This window comes from Bifidobacterium favimelis (assembly GCF_037963085.1).
GTDB lineage: Bacteria > Actinomycetota > Actinomycetes > Actinomycetales > Bifidobacteriaceae > Bombiscardovia > Bombiscardovia favimelis.
Genome location: NZ_JBANDZ010000001.1, coordinates 455,897 through 472,239, shown reverse-complemented (window position 1 = coordinate 472,239; position 16,343 = coordinate 455,897). Strand labels below are relative to the sequence as shown.

At 61.9% G+C, this 16,343-nt stretch carries 13 protein-coding genes; 2 read left to right on the top strand and 11 right to left on the bottom strand.

All coding sequences use genetic code 11. The annotated features are described in order from the left end of the window. Positions 1-512: hypothetical protein (locus tag V6584_RS01825; protein WP_340486133.1), on the top strand; the 512-nt coding region annotated here is incomplete at its 5' end. On the opposite strand, the gene V6584_RS01820 is transcribed toward V6584_RS01825, so the two are convergent. From V6584_RS01820 to V6584_RS01805, 4 genes are all read right to left on the bottom strand, one after another. Then, positions 485-2,569, bottom strand: a complete 2,085-nt coding sequence (locus tag V6584_RS01820; RefSeq protein WP_404802582.1) for an ABC transporter ATP-binding protein — start codon at positions 2,567-2,569, stop codon at positions 485-487. The two genes, V6584_RS01825 and V6584_RS01820, sit on opposite strands and share 28 nt — an antisense overlap. Next, positions 2,520-4,346 carry an ABC transporter ATP-binding protein gene (locus V6584_RS01815; protein ID WP_340468732.1) on the bottom strand — a complete coding sequence of 609 codons (1,827 nt, stop codon included), beginning with the start codon at positions 4,344-4,346 and terminating at the stop codon, positions 2,520-2,522. Before V6584_RS01815 ends, V6584_RS01820 begins: the two co-directional genes overlap by 50 nt. Positions 4,347-4,495: 149 nt before the next feature. Further along, positions 4,496-7,174 (bottom strand): glycoside hydrolase family 2 protein, encoded by a 2,679-nt coding sequence (locus V6584_RS01810; RefSeq protein WP_340468731.1) that lies wholly within the window; start codon positions 7,172-7,174, stop codon positions 4,496-4,498. Then, positions 7,171-10,536: a DUF5107 domain-containing protein gene (locus V6584_RS01805; protein ID WP_340468730.1), complete on the bottom strand. Its 3,366-nt coding sequence runs from the start codon at positions 10,534-10,536 to the stop codon at positions 7,171-7,173. Before V6584_RS01805 ends, V6584_RS01810 begins: the two co-directional genes overlap by 4 nt. Positions 10,537-10,687: 151 nt before the next feature. On the opposite strand from V6584_RS01805, the gene V6584_RS01800 reads away from it, so the two are divergent. Next, positions 10,688-11,566 carry an AraC family transcriptional regulator gene (locus V6584_RS01800; protein ID WP_340468729.1) on the top strand — a complete coding sequence of 293 codons (879 nt, stop codon included), beginning with the start codon at positions 10,688-10,690 and terminating at the stop codon, positions 11,564-11,566. Between the two features lie 71 nt (positions 11,567-11,637). Here the strand turns inward: V6584_RS01800 and V6584_RS01795 are convergent, their stop codons facing one another. The 7 genes from V6584_RS01795 to rplF all read right to left on the bottom strand — a co-directional run bounded on the left by V6584_RS01795 (position 11,638) and on the right by rplF (position 16,338). Beyond that, positions 11,638-12,219: an adenylate kinase gene (locus V6584_RS01795; RefSeq protein WP_340468728.1), complete on the bottom strand. Its 582-nt coding sequence runs from the start codon at positions 12,217-12,219 to the stop codon at positions 11,638-11,640. A 292-nt stretch (positions 12,220-12,511) separates the two neighbouring features. Further along, positions 12,512-13,840, bottom strand: a complete 1,329-nt coding sequence (gene secY / locus V6584_RS01790; protein ID WP_340468727.1) for a preprotein translocase subunit SecY — start codon at positions 13,838-13,840, stop codon at positions 12,512-12,514. A 187-nt stretch (positions 13,841-14,027) separates the two neighbouring features. Beyond that, complete coding sequence (gene rplO, locus V6584_RS01785) at positions 14,028-14,492, bottom strand: 50S ribosomal protein L15 (RefSeq protein ID WP_340468726.1); 465 nt, start codon at positions 14,490-14,492, stop codon at positions 14,028-14,030. A 2-nt stretch (positions 14,493-14,494) separates the two neighbouring features. Then, complete coding sequence (rpmD, locus tag V6584_RS01780) at positions 14,495-14,680, bottom strand: 50S ribosomal protein L30 (protein WP_340468725.1); 186 nt, start codon at positions 14,678-14,680, stop codon at positions 14,495-14,497. Beyond that, positions 14,680-15,429, bottom strand: coding sequence for a 30S ribosomal protein S5 (gene rpsE / locus V6584_RS01775; RefSeq protein WP_340468724.1), 750 nt, complete (start codon positions 15,427-15,429; stop codon positions 14,680-14,682). The genes rpmD and rpsE overlap by 1 nt, the downstream gene beginning before the upstream one ends. Beyond that, positions 15,426-15,797, bottom strand: a complete 372-nt coding sequence (rplR, locus tag V6584_RS01770; protein ID WP_340468723.1) for a 50S ribosomal protein L18 — start codon at positions 15,795-15,797, stop codon at positions 15,426-15,428. Before rplR ends, rpsE begins: the two co-directional genes overlap by 4 nt. Position 15,798: 1 nt before the next feature. Beyond that, positions 15,799-16,338 (bottom strand): 50S ribosomal protein L6, encoded by a 540-nt coding sequence (gene rplF, locus V6584_RS01765; protein ID WP_340468722.1) that lies wholly within the window; start codon positions 16,336-16,338, stop codon positions 15,799-15,801. Positions 16,339-16,343 lie beyond the last annotated feature (5 nt).

The window sequence follows — 16,343 nt, the reverse complement described above, 5'->3', positions numbered from 1 at the left end:
TGCCCGTCACCGTCCACCTCGACCAGGCGGACCTGAACACCCCCGGCACCTACCCGGTGACCATCACCGCCACCGACGCGCGGACCACCACCGCCACCCTCACCGTCCTGCCGATGAAAACAGTTCCTGGCCCGACCACCGTTCCAGGCCCGACCACCGTTCCAGGCCCAACCACCGTTCCAGGCCCAACCACCGTTCCAGGCCCAACCACCGTTCCTGGCCCGACCACCGGTCATTCCGGCAACGCCAACATCGACAAGGGATCCAGCCATGACCCGCAAGCCACGGCTTTGTCAGCCACCGGCGGCTCTATCAATCTGCCGGTATCCGCAGGCTTTGTGCTCCTGCTGGCGGGATTTATATCGCTGATGGTAGCGAAAAGACGCAGGATGGACTGGAACAAGAGTCCATCCACGCCTGGAGATGACATGTGCCCGGCCTGTTCGTATCAGATGCGATACGAACAGGCCGGGCACATGTCTGCTCATTCGAGTTCAAGGGCCCCCGTATAGAGCTGGTAGTATTCGCCCCGCTGGGCGATCAGTTCGTCGTGGTCGCCTCGCTCGATGATCCGACCGTGGTCCAAGACCATGATCACATCGGAATTACGCACCGTCGAAAGCCTATGGGCGATGACGAAGACGGTCCTCCCCCGCATCAGGGCATCCATACCGGCCTGTACGACCTCCTCGGTCCTGGTGTCGATGGAACTCGTGGCCTCGTCGAGAATCATCGCCGGCGGGTCCGCCACGGCCGCCCGGGCTATGGATATCAACTGACGCTGACCCTGGGACAGGCCGCTTCCATCCCCCTCCAGAACCGTCTGGTATCCCTCGGGCAGCATGCGGATGAAGGCATCGGCGTTGGTCATCTTCGCCGCCTGGATGCACTCTTCGTCGGTGGCATCCAGTTTTCCGTAGCGGATGTTGTCCAGTACCGTGCCTGTGAAGAGATTCACGTCCTGCAGGACGATCCCCAAGGACCTGCGCAGGTCGGGTTTGCGGATGTTCTTCACATCGATTCCGTCATAGAGAATCTGACCCTCCTGAATCTCGTAGAAGCGGTTGATCAGATTTGTTATCGTCGTCTTGCCTGCACCGGTGGCCCCCACCAGGGCCACCTTCTGGCCGGGCTTGGCGAACCAGGTGATGTCATGGAGGACCGGCTCTGCCGGGTCGTAGCCGAAGGTCACATCGGTGAAGCGGACATCCCCCCTCAGCAGGGTGTAGTGGCCGTCAGGGGAGGTCACAGCCTCCTCCTTGGCCTTGAGGGCAACATCACGGGCGGCCCCCTTCAACCTGCGGGCTGCCTGCAGGGAACGGGTTCCATCGTCCCCCACCTCCCGCTTCCAGGCCCAGTGCCCCGTCTCATGGTCCACCGGGGTCATGGTGCGGCCGTCCCCGCCCAGCTCGACGCTGACCAGGGTGACCGTCCCGCCGTCTCCCTCCACGGGCTCGTCCATGAGGGCGAAGATCCTGGAAGCACCGGCCAAGGCCATCATGACCATGTTGAACTGCATCGAGACCTGGCCGATCGGGTTGATGAAGGAACGCGAAAGGGTCAAGAGGGAGACCAGGGTCCCCAGGGTCAGGACACCGGAGCCGCCCAGGCCCACATTCCCCCATCCCGCAAGGCCGGCGAACCCGCCGACGATGGCCATGAGGACATACAGGAGGTAGCCCATGTTCCCCACCACCGGCATGGTCACATTCCCATAGGTGTTGGCCTGGGCGGAGGCATGGAAGAGGGACTCGTTGCGGGAGTCGAAGTCGGCCTGGGTGGCATCCTCATGATTGAAGACCTTGATGACCTTCTGGCCGTTGACTGCCTCCTCCACAAAGGCGTTGACCTCGCCCAGCGACCGCTGCTGGCGGACGAAGAAGCGCCCGCTCCGGGTCACCAGGAATCTGACGACCACGATGAGGACCACCGTGAACGCCAGGGTGAACAAGGTGAAGGGGATTGAGAGCCAGAGCATGGAGATCAGGGCGGCCAGGGCCGATATCACAGAGGAGAACATCTGCGGGAAGGACTGGGATATCGCCTGACGGAGGGTGTCCGTGTCATTCGTGTACCGGCTCATCGTGTCGCCGTGCTCATGGGTGTCGAAGAAGCGTATGGGCAGGAGCTGCTGGTGGGCGAACATATCGTCGCGGATGGACTTCATGACCCCCTGTTCCACATTCACTATCACCCAGACCCAGATTCCCGAGCAGGCGGTTCCGACCAGGTAGAGGCACCCCATCATGACCAGGGTCCTGACCAGAGGTCCCCAGTCGGGGTCGGCGGCACCGACCAGGGGCAGTATGTAGTGATCGATCAGGGGCTGGAGGAAGAAGGAGGATGCCGCCTGGGACCCGGCACTGACCAGGATGCAGACGACGATGACCACAAGCTGCCACTTGTAGGCCAGGAGGTAGCCGAAGATTCGCCTGGCCGTGCCCGGGGCCGCCTTGTCCGGGCCGGGCCGGTCCTCGGGTCGGGGGCGCCCGACCTGTTCATTCTTCCGCCCTGCCGACTCAGTCAAGCTGGTCTCCCTTCCCGCTGTGGCTCCTGGTCTGCGACTCATAGATGGACCTGTACTCCTCGCAGGATTCCAAGAGCTCCTCATGGGTCCCCTGGTCCAGGATCCTGCCCTCGTCCATGACCACGATCAGGTCGGAGTCCTGTACGGAGGCCACCCTTTGGGCGATGACGATCTTGGTCGTGTCCGGTATCTCGTCACGGAAGGCCTGACGGATCAAGCTGTCCGTCTTCGTGTCGACGGCACTGGTGGAGTCGTCGAGGATCAGGATCCTGGGTTTCTTCAGGAGGGCGCGGGCTATGCACAGCCTCTGCCGCTGACCGCCAGAAACATTGGTGCCACCCTCTTCTATTCGGGTCTGGTATCCGTCGGGGAACTCCCTGATGAAGCCGTCGGCCTGGGCCAGCGCGCAGACCCTGACGAGCTCCTCGTCGCTGGCTTCCGGGTTGCCCCAACGCAGGTTGTCGGCGATGGTGCCGCTGAAGAGGACGTTCTTCTGCAGGACCATGGCCACCTGGTCACGCAGGGCCTGCAGGTCGTATTCGCGTACATCGTGCCCTCCCACCTGAAGGCTTCCCCCGGTGACGTCGTAGAGACGGGGGATCAACTGGACCAGACTGGACTTGGACGACCCCGTCCCGCCGACTATGCCGACGGTCCACCCTGAGGGGATATCCAGATTGACGTGGTCGAGGACGGCCTTTTCCGAGCCCTGATGATAGCGGAAAGACACATCCTTGAAGCGGATGGACCCGTCGGTGACGGACATGACCGGCTGCCGTGGGTCCTGGACGGTGCTCACCTCATCCAGAATCTGGCAGATGCGGCCTGCCGACGTCTGGGAGATGATGACCATGACCACCATCATCGAGACCATGTTCATGGCCATCATGATTTGGAGGGCATACGTGAACAGGGCCGTCAGGTCGCCGGTGGTCAGCCCGTTGGCAGGATTGTTGCCCGAGGCCACGATCTGCCTGGCCCCCATCCAGGAGATGGCGAGCAGGGCGGCGAAGATGCAGAAGTCCAGGATGGGGGTGTTCAGGCTGGCGACCTTCTCCGCCTTGCAGAAGTATCGGTAGATGCTGCCGGAGATGCCGTCGAACTTCTCCTCCTCGTGGGCCTCGCGGTTGTACGACTTGACCACGCGGATGCCCTGGAGGTTCTCGTCAACCACATTGTTCAGGCGGTCGTATGTGTGGAAGACCTTGTCGAAGACGGGCTGGACCCAGACGCCCAGACCTATCAGGCCGAAGCCCAGAATGGGGATCGCCGCCAGGAATATCAAGGAGATGGACCTGCTGATCCTGAAGCAGAAGATCCAGGCCACGATGACCATGATGGGGGCGCGCACCCCCACCCTGATGATCATCTGGTAGGCGTTCTGCAGGTTCGTGACATCGGTCGTCAGGCGGGTGATGATGGATCCCGTGGAGAAGCGGTCTATGTTTGTGAAGCTGAAGGACTGGACCTTTTCGAAGAGGTCGTGGCGGACGTTCCTGGCGAAGCCAGACGAGGCAATGGCGGCGTATTTCCCGGAAAGGAACCCGCATCCCAGCGAGAGGAAGGAAGAGACCAGGAGGATCAGACCGAACCGGATGATGTCAGGCATGGACCGGCCGGAGACTCCCCGGTCGATCAGGCTGGCCATGATCGTGGGGATGACGATCTCCAGCACGCTCTCGCCCAGCACGAACACGGGTGCCAGGATGCTGGGCAGCCTGTACTCACGCAGGGAATGCAGGAGCGTGGACACCACATGCCGCGGCGGGTCGGGCCGACCACCACCTGCTTCGACTTCGGATGCCGCAGTACCTGTCACGTATGTCTCCCTCACTGGTTGTTGACCCAATCTAATATCATATCCGCCGCTTCCGGTCCTGGACACGCCTGCAGATCACGCATCCGGGAAACAGAAGACCCCCTCGCTCCGGAAAGCGAGGGGGGGGGCAGTGAGGGTTCGAGCCCGGTTCAGGCAACCAGGCCCGCGATGACCCCAGGGTCGATGTACTGCCGAGGTTGGAATCGCCCGGAACCCAGATAGTCGTAAATGGATTGCCGGAGAGCGCGAGCCTCCGGATAACGGGTCAGGTTCTGCAGACCAAGCGAAGACAGGAGGAGCCGACCATTCCCGCAGCGGCATTCCAATAACTGGGTCATTGGACGCAGGTAGGCATAACTGTCCATTTCCGTGATGATTGATTGATAGCGTTCAGGCAGGATGATGGCCCGCTGCGAGGCCATGGGCCACCACTGCCAGTCGGTGTGCTCCTCGGTCGGGAAGTCGGCGAAAAGGGGGTGATTGGCCTGGATGAACTGTCCCATGGTCCCGCTCTGGTCCTTGAAGGTTCCCACAGACCAGAAGTCCGTGGAGAAGTGGGCCTGCACGGATCGAGGCAGGGCCTGGGAAGTGGAGTCCGGACTCAGATAGACCGTGCCGCCATGGTCCAGAACCCGACGGGCCTCCTCATCGAAGTGCCTGGCCTCATAGAAGTCGTGGGATGTGCTTTGATTGCGCTCCGTGTATACCCAAATGGGATATTCGTTGGTCACCCCGTCTATCTCAAGACTCAGGAGGCAGCGCTGGTTGCCCTGAACCTGGTCCAGCGGCAGATCAAAGCGGCCCAGATCGGTCAGTTCGCCCACAGGACAGGTGACATCCGCCATGACCCGCTCCAGTTGTATTCCCGCGCCCGACAGGCGCAGATGCAGATCGCCCCGCAATGGGATGCGGCCGTAATTTGCCACGCGGACGCGGCCGGAAAGCTTCTCCTGGCTGGTATATGCGTACCGGTCCATGATGGCAAGCGGCAGTCGATCCGTAAAAAAGGCCCGGAAACGTTCCGGCCTTGCGAATGGGAAGCGCTTGGGCAGGAGGTGGGCATCCATCATGCCGACCAGGGCGGTTCCCTGCCCTGGGAAGTCCTGCAAGCCCAGGAGGGAGAGCCCGGACATGGCCGGAGTCCGCAGGACGGATTCAACCTCCTCCCGATAGCAGATCAACGACAGCTCACCGGTGGCGGCAATCCAGGCGAGCCAGGTGTCCTGGTCCAGTCTCGAATCACGGACGCGATCGCGGATCATCAGATAATTGTCGGGGCGGGTGACCCCGGTGAACTCCTCGATTTCACGGAAGTCGGGAAGAACCTCGTACTGGCCGACTTCAAAGCCGTAGACCGGTACCTTGCGGCTGCGGCGGAAGGCCCTCATGGACTCCTCGAAGGAATGCGCGGTGCCCGGGTGGACCGTGTTGGTTGAACCGCGCATGTTGGCGTAGCAGCAACGCAGGTCATGCTCCTTGTATGCCTCAGCGGTATAGACGTCATTGCACTCATCGCTGCCCAGTTTGCCATAGTGGGGATTGGAAGAGTCGGCATAGAGCCTGGTGCCGTCGATTCGATGGGCATCTTCGATCAGACTGGCCATGCGCTCGTGGCCCGTCCGGTCCGCAGACAGCTCATTGCCCAGGGTGAGCATGACGAATGAGGGATGGTTGGCCAGGAAGAGCAGGGTCTGCTCCAACTCGGTGCGGTAATAGCCGTATCCTGCATCATCTTGGAAGGCGTGATGGCAGTCCCAGTGTGAAAGTTCGGGCTGCATCATCATCCCCAGCCTGTCCGCTGCGATGAAGGCCGCCTCGGGTGGGCAGTGTGAGTGGAAACGGACCGTATTCACCCCGTAGGCACGGTATGCGTCCAATATCCGTATCCACGCGCCCACGTCCATGGGAGGAAAGCCCGTCTGAGGGAACTCGGCGCAATTGGCTTCTCCCCGCAGGAAGAAAGCCCGGCCGTTCAGGACCAGCCGACCGTCACCGTCGGTTCCGAAATCGCGGATGCCATAATTCACACGGCTCCGTGAAAGCACCTGGGGGCCCTTTTCGGCAAGCAGCTCCACAGAAAGGACGTGCAAGCGGCCCTGGTATTCGTCCCAGCGCCCTGCACGGTCTTGCAGAGCCAGGTTCGACCAGGTCAAGGTCCGCCGTCCCGGCTCCAAGTCGATGGTTTCTTCCAGCGGTTCGGTCAAGGCATCCGAAGAGAGCCGCAACCGCCCATGGAACCCATGGAGGGAGTCGATCTGCACACAGACGGCCAGGGTGTCGCCGTGTGGGTAGACCAGCACCCTGTCCAGGAAGGTGTCCTCCTCCACGCGCAGTCGTATGGCTCCCAGGAGGCCGTTCCAGTTGGTCTGGGTGTGATCTGTGGCGGTCGAGGAATCGACGATGGCGTCGTGGGGCATGCCCTGGTAAGAATTGTCGGAGTCCACCTCAAGCAGGTCGTCGCCGGTGAGCAGGTCCGTCAACTCGAAGATGTGAGGCGTATTCAAGGTCTGGGGATGGTAAGACCCGGCCGTCTGCTCATTTACCCGCACAGTCAGCCGCCGGGCACGTTCCACCTCGAAGAAGACACGACGGTCCGGTCGGGGTGGCAATCGGATCGGCCTGGACAGGGTCACAGTTCCCTCGAAGGTGTGTCGTCTGGTCAGCCGCCAGGCGATAGGACCGGACTTCCCGCCCCCGTCACCAACAGACGGGCCGGTGTCCTCATGGCCCAGGTCGTTGGTGTCGAGTGTGCCCGGCAACAGGATGGTCCCTTCCAGATCGGCCGGGGCCTCGACCCTCCACGATCCCGTCAATGCGACCTCTTTCATGCCACCCTCCTCAGGATGATTCCTCGGTTGTCCAAATCGTCGGCGAACAATCCGGCCTGGATGTGACCGGGATCCAGTTCCAACACCCGACGCAGATCCGCCCCTGCCTGTTCCCTCTGACCCATCCCGATGTGGGCCAGGGCGATCAGGTAGAGGCAGTGGACCCGGTTCATGAGCGTGCAGTCGGCATCGAAGGTCAGAAAGTCGGGCAGGGAGACTGCGAAGTAGTCCTTATCCACCTGGTCGTCCAGATGCTGCTCCCCGTAATCCAGCATCCGGTAGAAGCAGGCATTGGCGCGAGCCTGCTCCCCCAGCGCCTGGTGGGCCAGACCCTGGAATAGGACCACCTCGGCGGGCTGGTCATTGTAGTAAATTCGCTCCCCCACCTGATCGGCCCCAAGACAAGCCTTGCGAAATTCCGTCCGTGCGCCCTCTTCGTCGCCTGCACCCTGCCTGACCAAGCCCAGGTAATAATGCAGATCGTTGTCCTTTTGGCCCTCCAGCTTGCCTTCTCCGAGATTCTCCGGATAGACCATGGCCCGTTCCAGCAGGTCCCCGGCTCTGTCCCAATCACCAAGGGCCATGGCATCCTTGGCGAGGAGGGTCAGGGAGATACGGTATTGGCTGGTGATTTTGCCCTCGCCGCCCTCCCAGGGGTGGAAGTGCCGTCGGCCCATCAGCCGGTAGGCCTTTTCGTATCGACCGGTCTGGTTGAGGATGGACAGGTACTCGATGAAGAGGTCGTCTCGTCGTGACACAACCTCCGCATGCCGTTCGAATTCAGCCAGACGACGGGAGAAATCCCAGCCCAGGAGCCGGTGAAGCTGATCGCGTTCCAGGAAGACACGGGCATCATCAGGGTCCAGCCTGTAGGCGATGTCCATCTCCCTCGCTGCGGCCTGCGGGTCATGGCGCTTGTTGCCATAGGCAATGGCCAGGTTCCTGTGGACGGTCGGAAATCCCGGATCCAGGCTGCGAGACCTCTCCCATAGACCGATGGCCCTGTCGTACAGGGATTTGTCGTAATAGAGGCATCCCAGATAATAGGGGGCCTTGGGACCGCCCACCACTTTCATTGCTGTCCGGAGGGGGGCGATGTCGTCCAACCGGTTGGGAAAACAGTAGTCCGAAGGTGCCTCCTCGGCGGCATGGAAGGCCTGGACGGACAGATCGGCCTCACCCAGCAGGTGGAGGTAGTAACCCTGGTAGAAGCGGATCATGGGCTGGTCCTGATCGGCCTGGGCCAGCAGCGCGCAAGCTTCATGGTAGGCGCCGAAGTCGGCGTAGTCACGGGCGGCCTGCAGCAGATTTTGGTAGAACCCGCGTGTCCGGGTTACAAAGTTCGATGGATTCGCACCGGACAGCACCTGCTCATACCCGGAGACAAAGTCGAATGGGTCCAACGAGAGGTTTTCCCGTGCGGCCTGAATGGCCTGGTCCTTACGGCCCACCTTCCGCAGCAGGTAGGCCTTGAGCGAGCGCGCCTTGATGTTGTCCGTGTTGCGGGTCAGTGCCTGCTGGACGAAGTCGAGCGCCTGTTCCATATCCCCACGTCGTGAGGCGATGCAAGCCAGGCGGAAAAAGGCCCTTTCCTTCTGCGCATCATCCCAGGTGGCCTTGAAGAAGGCGTCATAGGCCTGGTCGACCCGACCCTGGTAGGTCAGGGCCAGGCCCAGGTTGTAGTGGGCCTCGGAATCGTAGGGCTGGTTGTTGCGCCAGGTCAGCCGTTCAATCGCCTTGCGGAACCGGCGCTCCGCCCCGGCAAAATCACCACGCCTGAGCAAAAGCAACCCGTAGGCGTTGTTGATGCGGGCATCGCCGGGATCCCTCTTAAGCCCCTCCAAATAGTAGGGGTCGGGGCGATAGGTGGCGTGCCGGTATTGCTCCAGATGCAGACCGGTCAGGAGGAGCTCCTCATTGGTGGCGATACGTTCCGGCCGATCCGCGGCTTGGGCGGGCTCCGGGATCTTCCCTTCGGAAGCCGGTTTGGGCCGGTAGGACACCAGAAGGCGCCCGCCGGCATCCTCCACCCGAGCGGTCAGGTCTGTCGCCTGCCTGCCTCCTGTGTCGAATTCGGCCACAATGGCCGTGTTCGGTCCCACGGTCCCCCTGAACCCGAAGAGTATGGACCCATCCTTTGCGGCCACCTGCACAAGGGCATCCGGGAAGACCCGCGTCGTGTACACGCTGATGCGGCCACGGCCATCCCCCAGCCCCTCAGCCTCAATTCCCTCGCTTTCACCTGCTGCGCCACGAGCGTCCGCCGGCCCCACTTCCAGGTTGACCGCAGCATCCGCACTCGCGTTCTTGACCAGCCCCACCTGCTTGTAAGGCATGAAATACTGGGTGAAGGTCTTGCCCTCATAAGGTTTGAGCCAGGTGAAGTCTGGCTGGTTGTCCGTGAAGACCCCCGTCATCAGCTCCACGTAAGGACCGTCGGCATCGGTCAGATTCCGGTCCCATGCACGCCCGAAGTCCCCCGACCCCCAGGTCCATTGCTTCTTGCCGGGAGCGATGTGGTGATCGGCGACATGCAGGATGCCCGCCTGCCGGGAGAAGTCATACCCGCCGACGAAGTCGTAGTCCGAATGGGCTGCCATGTAGGAAGTGGGGACGGGAATGTTCTTGTAACGGCCGATGTCCACTCCCTGTGAGTAATCGTGCTTGTAATAGACTCCAGTCGCAATCGGATAACGTGAGACATCCCTCTTGCCATGGTCCATGACCGCAGTCACGTCTGGGGGCATTACGGTCTTGGTATGTTCATTGACCGCGACGGCCGGATTTGCCCACCAGAGGAAGGACTGGGGCAGGGGCGTGCCGTTGTAGAGGCGGGCTGAGATTTCTATGAGGCTGACACCGGGATGCAGGGCGATGGCGGCGGTGGCCTGGGTGCCGTATATGAGGTCGGTGTCGTGACAGAGCACCGCTTTGCCCCCATCAGGCAGGTCCCGCAGGCTGAAATCCACGGGCAGGAAGGTGGTCGGCCGGTGATGCTGCGGCCAGTTGAACTCGATGCCCCCGGAGATCCATGGGCCGGTCAAACCCACCAGGGCCGGTTTGATCACACGGTTGCGATAGACGAAGTCGTAGCCGTTGGTCTTGTCCCGGGCATATTGGATGCGCCCTCCCAGCTCAGGAAGAACGGTCACCTCCAGATATTCGTTTTCCAGGATGACAGCCTGATAATCCCTGTCTTCGCAGTCGTCCGACAGCGTCTCCACCACGGGATACGGGTAGACCCGCCCAGAACTGCCCTGGTAGACCCTGTTTTCGATGAACTGCGGATTCCTGTCCGGCTTACCGATGCCATACGTCGGTATGGTCACCGTGTCGGTTCTCACCGTGACACCCATGGTCATCAGCCCCTTAGCGAATCTCTCACCAAACAAACTGCATATAATTGTCTTCAGTCTATGCAGTAAAAATAAGTGAATCTGCAATAAAGTTGTTGAAGACTATCGCAAAATTGCTCGTATTATGTCCCTTGCGAGGATGTTCGGAGGAGGCACCGTGAAACCTGCGGAGCATGGCATCAGGCGTGATGAATCCGACTTCTTCATCTACACACCCAGCCGCACCGCCCTGGAGACCTTCCTCTACCCCCTGCGGGTGGGTCGCTTCCTGTATGAACCGGGCTACGAACTGGCCCGGAGCTCCTTTGATTCATACCTGCTCATGCACATGGACGAGGGTGCCTTCGACGTCATCACGGACTCGGAACGGCGCCGGGCTGGAACAGACGATTTCGTCCTGCTGAACTGCTACGCCTACCACCGCTATCGCGCTCTGGAAAAGAGCCGCGTCCTCTGGATGCATTTCGACGGGCCCACCGCCGGGCCCTATTTCCGGTTCATCCATAGCCGGTTGGGAACCGTCTTCGCCTTGCAGAACGCAGGTTACGCCCTGACCATGATGAAGAGGATACTGACCGCCCTGGGCTCGGGGAGGGCCGTCTCCGAACCGCTGATGGCCCGCTACGTGACGGATGTGCTGACCGAATGCGCCCTTCATGCCGAGGCCGGTCCCCTGCCGGGCCGACGGGAGAACCTTCCCGTGGAAGACATCCTGGCTTACATAGCGGCCCATCTGCATGAGCCGTTGAGCGTGGGCGACCTGGCCGACCGTGCCTTCATGAGCGAATATCATTTCATCCGGGTCTTCAAACGGGAAACCGGCTACACCCCATACGCCTACATCATCAATGCCCGCATGCATGCCGCCCGCTACAAATTGATAACCACAGACATGCCCCTGAAAGAGCTCTGTGCCGAGTGCGGGTTCCCCAGTGTCTCCGCCTTCTGCGCACTTTTCAGACGGAAGTTCGGCTGCTCGCCCGGAACATATCGAAACCAGGGCAACCTGCCTTCCCATGGGGAGAGGATCGGTTGACCGGATCCGGAAGAAAAAAGGCCGTCCGCCACAGGTGGGTGTGGCAGACAGCCTGAAGTTGACGCTGAGTCCTAGCGGCCGGCGCGTTCGTCCAATTCGGCTATTATCCGCCGGCTGATCTCCTCTATTCGTCCGACGCCATCGATCTCCACCAGCAGACCGCGGTCACGGTAGACATCCAGCAGGGGCCGGGTCTCATGGGCATAGATATCCAGACGCTTGGCGATGGCTTCAGGGGTGTCGTCGGCCCGCCCCTCCTCCTGAGCCCGCTTCCTCATGCGGTCCATGAGGACTTGCCGGTCCGCGTCGAGAGCCACCACCGCATCCAACCCCGTGCCCATCCGGGCCAGCATCCGGTCCAATGCCTCAACCTGGGAGGAGGAACGGGGATACCCGTCCAGGATCCATCCCTGCTTGACGTCTTCCATGCCCAGACGGTCTTCCACGATGCTGTTGGTTAGTTCGTCGGGGACCAGTTCACCCTTGTCGGTGTAAGCCCGGGCCCGCTTGCCCAATTCCGTTCCGTTCTTCAGGTTGTAGCGGAAAATGTCCCCTGTCGAAATGGTCGGAATACCGTAATGCTTGGCCAGGAGGGCAGCCTGCGTCCCCTTGCCTACACCTTGCGGTCCCATGATCAACATCCGTCGTGCCATCGTCATCCTTCGGTTGGATTCGCTGCCGGCCCCACCCGGGGCCCTTACCCTCCCATGATACGACCGGCCGAAGAGCTCGCCGCCGAAGCCTTTGCGATGCCTCTTCATATTGTCTTGACGGCCACGCGCCGATGGCACCGCCCGGGCAGATCGTCGATGGTGCCGGCCAGGGCCCACCCACTCCGGTGCTGTTCCCAGCCCGGTCGGGGGATGTTGCACGAACGGCGCCCGAACACGGGGGGTGACCCTCCGCGTCGGACGCCGTTGCGATGTCAGAGTTCAGGAAGACCTGTCAGCCCTCCTTGTGTTCGCCTTCCAGGAGGAAGCCCGTGTACTGGAACTGCTCGGTCTGGGCCTTCGCCTGACGCAGGGTGTCCAGACCCACGCCTGCGATGATCAGGATTGTGGTTCCGCCGAAGGGCAGCTTGCTGTTGATCTTGAGGAGCATGATCAGGATGGTCGGCAGGAGGGCCACGAGGAGGAGGTAGATGGCCCCCACCGTGTTCAGCCTGTTCATCACGTAGTTGAGGTACTGGCTGGTCGCCCGCCCGGCCCTGATGCCGGGGATGAAACCGCCGTACTCCTTCATGTTGTCTGCCGTCTCATCCGGGTTGAAGGTGATGGACGTGTAGAAGAAGCAGAAGAAGACGATCATGACCGAATAGAGGACGATGTACCAGACCGATGTGGTGTTGGCCAGATTGGTGTCGATCCACCTGACCCAGCTTTGGTCGCTCTTGCCGAACTGTGCCACCAGGGTCGGGATGGCCAGGATGGAGGAGGCGAAAATCGGGGGGATGACACCCGACATGTTGATCTTCAGCGGGAGGTAGGTGGATGAGCCGCCGTACATCTTGCGGCCGATCATGCGGCGCGTGTACTGCACGGGGATGCGGCGCTGGGCCAGCTCGACGAAATCGACGAAGATCAGGATGAGGATGAGGACGGCCACGACGATGCCGAACTTGACCCAGTCGCCGTTCTTGCCGTTGGTTCCCCATCCGATGTTCCACAGTTGGGGAAGGAAGCCCGAGCAGATGGACATGAAGATGAGGACGGACATGCCGTTGCCGATGCCCTTGTCCGTGATCAGCTCTGCCATCCACATGATCAGACCGGTGCCGCCGGTCATGATCAGGACCATGACGATGAGGTTCCACACGGAGCTGTTGGGGATGACCTGCTGCTGGCAGGCACCGTTGAAGAGGGCCCCCGAACGCGCCGTGACCAGGATGGTGGTCGACTGGAGGACGGCCAGGCCGATGGTCAGATAACGGGTGTACTCGGTCAGCTTGGCCTCGCCGGACTGGCCCTCCTTGTGCAGGGCCTCGAACCGGGGGATGACCACGCGCAGGAGTTGGATCACGATGGATGCCGTGATGTAGGGCATGATGCCCAATGCGAAGATCGAGAGCTGGAGGAGGGCACCGCCCGAGAAGAGGTTGACCAGACCGATGAAGTCCTCGTTGCCGGCCGATGAGATGCACTTCTGCACCGCCGGGTAGTCGACCCCTGGCGTAGGTATGAATGAACCTATGCGATAGATGATGATGATGCCAAAGACAAAGAAGATCTTCTTCCTTAACTCCTTGGTCCTGAAGGCCTGGATTAACGTCCTCACCTGGGTATCCTCCCTACGGCGTTCTGTAGTGTCCCCGTTGCTCTACTCACAAATGCTTCACCAAGCATAGCCTAAGGCCCTGTCAAACCTTGCTCTGCCCTTCTTCAAAAGCCTGAAGGGCCCCTGCCCGCAACCGCGGGAAGAGGCCCCTCGTCACCCGCAGGAGATCACGTCCCCTGAAGACCTCTCAGTCTTCGGAGACGGAGCCCCCGGCGGCTTCGATCTTGGCCTTGGCCGATGCCGAGGCCTTCATGCCCTTGAGTGCGAAGGCCACGGTCACATCCCCGTCTCCGAGGACCTTGACCGGGTAACCCTTGCGCACGGCGCCGCCCTTGACCAGGTCGTCGACGGTAACGTCGCCGCCCTTGGGGAAGAGCTCATTCAGGGCCGCCAGGTTGACCACCTGGAACTGCTTCTTGAAGGGGCTCCGGAAGCCGCGCAGCTTGGGAAGCCTCATGTACAGCGGCAGCTGGCCGCCTTCGAAGCCGGGGCGCACCTGGTAGCGCGCCTTGGTTCCCTTGGTGCCACGGCCCGAGGTCTTGCCCTTGGACCCCTCGCCGCGACCCACGCGGATCCGGTCGCGCTTGGCGCCGGGAGCCGGACGCAGGTCATGCATGCGCAGGATGTTGGGCTCTTCTTGCTCGCTAGCCATAATCAGTCTGCCTCCTCAACGGTCACCAGATGGCGGACCTTGTCGATCATGCCACGGTAGACGGGAGTGTCGTCACGCACCACGGTCTGCCCGATCTTGCGCAGACCCAGGGACTTGACGTTCTCCTTCTGACGGGCCGTGCAGTGCACCAGGCCCTTGGTCAGCTTGATCTTGATCTGCTTGGACATCACTCACCCGCCTTCTGTGAATCGTCGGACGCCTTGGCCTTGGCATCCTCGCGCTCCTTGCGGGCCTCGGCGATGCCTGCCGCACGGGCACGCAGGAGGGAATCGGGGGCTACGTCCTCGATTGCCAGACCGCGGCGGGCCGCGATCTCCTCCGGCTCCTCGAGCTGCTTCAGGGCCGCCACGGTGGCGCGAACCATGTTCACTGCCGTGGTGGAACCCATGGACTTGCTCAGGATGTCGGTGATGCCCGCACACTCCAGGACGGCGCGCACAGGGCCGCCGGCGATGACGCCGGTGCCGGGTGCGGCGGGCCGCAGGAGGACGGTGCCGGCCGCGTCATGGCCGATCACCGGGTGGGTCACCGTGCCGCGGATGCGGGGGACGGTGAACATGTGCTTCTTGGCATCCAGCTGGCCCTTAGAGATGGCTGCCGGAACCTCACGGGACTTGCCGTAGCCCACACCGACCGTGCCCTTGCCGTCGCCCACGACCACGAGGGCCGCAAAGCTGAAGGTACGTCCACCCTTGTGGACCTTGGAGACACGGTTGATGGTCACGACCCTGTCGAGGAGCTCGTCGCGGTTGTCGTCGCGGTCACGGCGACCACGGCGGCCGTCTCGACGGCCATCGCGGGAACCACCACGGCGTCCGCCACGGCGGTCGTCGTTCCTGCCACCCCGGTCGGACTGATCGTTACGGGTATCTTCAGTCACCTGGGTTGCTTCCTTTGTCGTTTCGTTGTCGCTCACAGTGCCAAACCTCCCTCACGGGCGCCGTCCGCAACTGCTGCGACGCGGCCATGGTACTTGTTGCCGCCGCGGTCGAAGACCACAGCCGAAATACCGGCTTCCTGGGCCTTCTTCGCGATCTGCTCGCCGACCTTGCGGGCCGCCTCGGTCTTCGTCCCCTCGAAGGAGGCGTAATCCGGGGCCATGGTCGACTCGCTCACCAGGGTGATCCCCTTGGTGTCGTCGACGATCTGGGCGATCATGTTGCGGTTGGTCCTGGTGACCACCAGACGCGGACGCTCCGGGGTGCCGGAGACGCGCTTGCGCAGGCGGGCATGACGGCGCAGGCGGGCGACCTTCTTGCCTTTACCGAGAATCGCGACTGTCATATCACTTACCAGCCTTTCCAGCCTTGCGAAGGATGTGCTCATCCGCGTACTTGATGCCCTTGCCCTTGTAAGGCTCCGGCGGGCGCAGCCTGCGGATGTTGGCCGCAGCCTGGCCGACCGCCTGCTTGTCGATGCCGTTGACGACGACCTCGTTCGCATTGGGGGTCTCGAAGGTGATGCCCTCCGGGGGTTCCACGGTGATCGTGTGGGAGTATCCCAGGGAGAACTCCAGGTTCTTGCCCTTGGCCGCCACACGGTAGCCCGTGCCGACGATCTGCAGGTGCTTGCTGTAGCCCTTGTTCACGCCTTCAATCATGGATGCCATGATGGAACGGCTCAGGCCGTGCTTGGCACGGGTGTTTCGCTCGTCGTCGACGGGGGTGAGGACGATCTGGCCGTCCTCCACCTTTCCGGTGATGCCCTCAGGAATCGTGTAGCCGTCGCTGCCCTTGGGGCCGGTCACTGAGAACTCCTGGCCCTTGATGGACACTTCCACGCCATCGGGAACGGCGATGGGGAGCTTACCAATATGCGATGCCATGTTCA

Coding starts and splice junctions, on each gene's coding strand:
- V6584_RS01820 (WP_404802582.1), bottom strand. CDS start 2,569: ATGAGTCGCAGACCAGGAGCCACAGCGGGAAGGGAGACCAGCTTGACT.
- V6584_RS01810 (WP_340468731.1), bottom strand. CDS start 7,174: ATGAAAGAGGTCGCATTGACGGGATCGTGGAGGGTCGAGGCCCCGGCC.
- V6584_RS01805 (WP_340468730.1), bottom strand. CDS start 10,536: ATGACCATGGGTGTCACGGTGAGAACCGACACGGTGACCATACCGACG.
- V6584_RS01795 (WP_340468728.1), bottom strand. CDS start 12,219: ATGGCACGACGGATGTTGATCATGGGACCGCAAGGTGTAGGCAAGGGG.
- rplO (WP_340468726.1), bottom strand. CDS start 14,492: ATGGCTAGCGAGCAAGAAGAGCCCAACATCCTGCGCATGCATGACCTG.
- rpmD (WP_340468725.1), bottom strand. CDS start 14,680: ATGTCCAAGCAGATCAAGATCAAGCTGACCAAGGGCCTGGTGCACTGC.
- rplR (WP_340468723.1), bottom strand. CDS start 15,797: ATGACAGTCGCGATTCTCGGTAAAGGCAAGAAGGTCGCCCGCCTGCGC.
- rplF (WP_340468722.1), bottom strand. CDS start 16,338: ATGGCATCGCATATTGGTAAGCTCCCCATCGCCGTTCCCGATGGCGTG.